Origin of the sequence: Micromonospora deserti (assembly GCF_003236335.1) — a bacterium.
Taxonomy (GTDB): Bacteria; Actinomycetota; Actinomycetes; order Mycobacteriales; family Micromonosporaceae; genus Micromonospora; species Micromonospora deserti.
Map to the genome: position 1 here is coordinate 1 of NZ_POUB01000459.1, position 2,508 is coordinate 2,508.

The 2,508-nt window shown below is 77.8% G+C and carries 3 protein-coding genes and 1 pseudogene; 3 read left to right on the forward strand and 1 reads right to left on the reverse strand.

Annotated features, from left to right (window positions below; all coding sequences use genetic code 11):
* Positions 1–186 (reverse strand): annotated as a pseudogene (locus tag C1I99_RS31100) (SAV_6107 family HEPN domain-containing protein); the annotation flags it as partial.
* A 544-nt stretch (positions 187–730) separates the two neighbouring features.
* Here C1I99_RS31100 and C1I99_RS31105 point away from each other — a divergent pair.
* The 3 genes from C1I99_RS31105 to C1I99_RS31115 are packed head-to-tail and all read left to right on the forward strand — an operon-like array spanning position 731 to position 2,504.
* The gene (locus C1I99_RS31105) at positions 731–1,219 is read left to right on the forward strand and encodes a YbaK/EbsC family protein (RefSeq protein ID WP_111137708.1); all 489 of its coding nucleotides are present in this window, start codon (positions 731–733) and stop codon (positions 1,217–1,219) included.
* Positions 1,216–1,953 (forward strand): monooxygenase, encoded by a 738-nt coding sequence (locus C1I99_RS31110; RefSeq protein WP_111137709.1) that lies wholly within the window; start codon positions 1,216–1,218, stop codon positions 1,951–1,953. The genes C1I99_RS31105 and C1I99_RS31110 overlap by 4 nt, the downstream gene beginning before the upstream one ends.
* Positions 1,950–2,504 carry a GNAT family N-acetyltransferase gene (locus tag C1I99_RS31115; protein ID WP_111137710.1) on the forward strand — a complete coding sequence of 185 codons (555 nt, stop codon included), beginning with the start codon at positions 1,950–1,952 and terminating at the stop codon, positions 2,502–2,504. The genes C1I99_RS31110 and C1I99_RS31115 overlap by 4 nt, the downstream gene beginning before the upstream one ends.
* Positions 2,505–2,508 lie beyond the last annotated feature (4 nt).

Sequence of the window (2,508 nt, forward strand, 5' to 3'; positions counted from 1 at the left end):
GGCGGCGAGCAGGGCCGCCGCGGCGCGCAGCGCGGCCAGGTGGGCGGCCGCGTACCGGAGGCCGTCGGGGCGGGTCCGGGCGGCCTCGGCGAGCCCGTGCCGGGCCACCGCGAGGAGCTGGGCGGGGGTGCGGTGCGGCAGCACGTGCGCCGGCACCGTCGGTGCCTGAGCCGGGTTGGTCGGCATGGGACTGTCTCCTCCACGTGGCCGAGGCGCCGCCCCGCGGCGGAGCTGGCCCGCCGGCGGGACGCCGGGTCGAGTGGTGCGGAGGAAGACGCACCGGGTGGAGCCGGCCGGGTGTGGACGCTTCCCCACACCACACCCGGCCGGCGTACCGGCGGGTTCGTCGCCCGCCGCCCGGGGGTCGTGGGCGGCGGGCGACGCTCCTGCCTGTCGGGCCCGGACTCGCGACTGCCCGGGACCCAGGTGCGGCCCGCGGAGCCGCACCGCCCGGAGCCGGCGCCGCGAAACACCGCTCCGGGCTGTTGGAACGGGCGTACGAGACAATCGAACACTCGTTCTAACGCTGACAGTACACCCTCCCGCCGACAAAAATGCAACGTGTGACGCGCGGACCCGGCCGGCGGGCCGGCACCGCGGATCGCCGGCGCCAGCGGGTGGCCCCGATCCCGGCCGCGCGGGTCCTCGACCGGGTGGCCCGCCGACCGGCGCCCACGGCAGCGGCGTGGCCGGCTGACCCCGGGGCCGGCGTACCGGGAAGAATGGCCGCATGCAGCCACACCCGAACGTACGGGCGGTGCAGAGCGCGCTCGACGACGCGGCCGCGCGGGACGGCTCCGGCGCACCCAGCGCCGTCCGCCTGCTGCCCGACGCGGTCCACACCGCCGCGGCCGCCGCCGAGGCGCTCGGCGTCGGCGTCGGTCAGATCGCCAACTCACTCGTCTTCGAGGCCGACGGCGCGCCGGTGCTGGTGCTCACCTCCGGCGCGCACCGGGTGGACACCGCCGGCCTCGCCGCGTCCATCGGGGTCACCCGGCTGCGCCGGGCCACCCCGGAGTTCGTCCGGGAGCACACCGGGCAGGTGATCGGCGGCGTCGCCCCGCTCGGGCACCCGCGCCCCCTGCGCACCCTGGTGGACACCGCCCTGCAGCGGTACGCCGAGATCTGGGCCGCCGGGGGCGTGCCGCGGGCGGTCTTCCCCACCACGTACGCGGAGCTGCTGCGGGTCACCGCCGGCGCCCCCGCCGAGGTGGCGTGAACACCGTCCCCGAACTGGTCACGCTGCACGTCTGGCGCACCTCCCGGTCCACGCTGCCCCGGGCGCTGGCCCGGATGGCACTCGACCGGCGCCGGCTGCGCGCCGTGCCCGGCGTACGGTTCGGCAAGCTGCTCGGCACCGGGACCGGCACCGGCTTCGGGCCGGACGACGCGGACCTGACCCGGTGGGCGGCGCTGACCGTGTGGGACTCCCCCGACGCCGCCGCCGGCTTCGACGCCTCGCCGGTCGGGCGCGCCTGGGCACGGATCGCCCGCGCCGGCGTCCGGGTCGACCTGCGCCCGCTGACCAGCCGGGGCGAGTGGTCCGGCCGCCGGCCGTTCGGTGAGCCGCCCGGCGGCCGGGTCACCGGCCCGGTGCTGGCCCTGACCCGGGCCCGGCTGCGCCCGCGCCGGGCGATCACCTTCTGGCGGGCGGTCCCGCCGGTGGCCGGCGCGCTGCACGCCGCGCCGGGCCTGCTGGCCCGGTTCGGCGTCGGCGAGGCCCCGCTGGGCTGGCAGGGCACGGTGAGCGTGTGGCGCGACCCGGCGGACCTGGTGGCGTTCGCGTACCGTCACCCGGAGCACCGCGCCGCGATCATGCGCACCCCCGGCGAGGGGTGGTACGCGGAGGAACTCTTCGCCCGGTTCGAGGTGCGCGACGTGGTCGGTGACCGGGCGGTGCTGGATTGGGTCGCGGACGGCGACGCGGGAACGGCGAAGGGTGCGCAGGCATGAGGTTGGTGCGGTGGACACCGGACGATCTCGTCCGCCGGCTGGACGACGTGGTGGCCGTCTACGGCGAGGCGATGGGGTACCGCACCGACCTGCTGGAGGCGCGACGCGGCTACATCGCCACCCACGTCCGCCGGCCCGGCTTCCGCGCCGTCGCGAGCCTCACCACCGAGGGCCACCTGGCCGGCTTCGGGTACGGCTATCTCGGCGCCGCTGGCCAGTGGTGGCACGACCAGGTGTGGCGGGCGCTGGACCCGGCGGCCCGGCGGCGCTGGCTGACCACCTGCTTCGAGGTGGTAGAGCTGCACGTCCGCCCGCCCGCGCAGGGGCACGGCCTGGGCGCCGGGCAGCTGCGGGCGCTGCTCACCATGGCGGAGGGCGACACCACCCTGCTGTCCACGCCCGAGGCCGACGAGCAGCGGTCCCGGGCCTGGCGGCTGTACCGCCGGTTCGGCTTCGTCGACATCCTGCGCAACTTCCACTTCCCCGGCGACGAGCGCCCGTTCGGGGTGCTCGGCCGGGACCTGCCGCTGGCACCCCCGGCACCCAGCTGAGCCG

Coding starts and splice junctions, on each gene's coding strand:
- C1I99_RS31105 (WP_111137708.1), top strand. CDS start 731: ATGCAGCCACACCCGAACGTACGGGCGGTGCAGAGCGCGCTCGACGAC.
- C1I99_RS31115 (WP_111137710.1), top strand. CDS start 1,950: ATGAGGTTGGTGCGGTGGACACCGGACGATCTCGTCCGCCGGCTGGAC.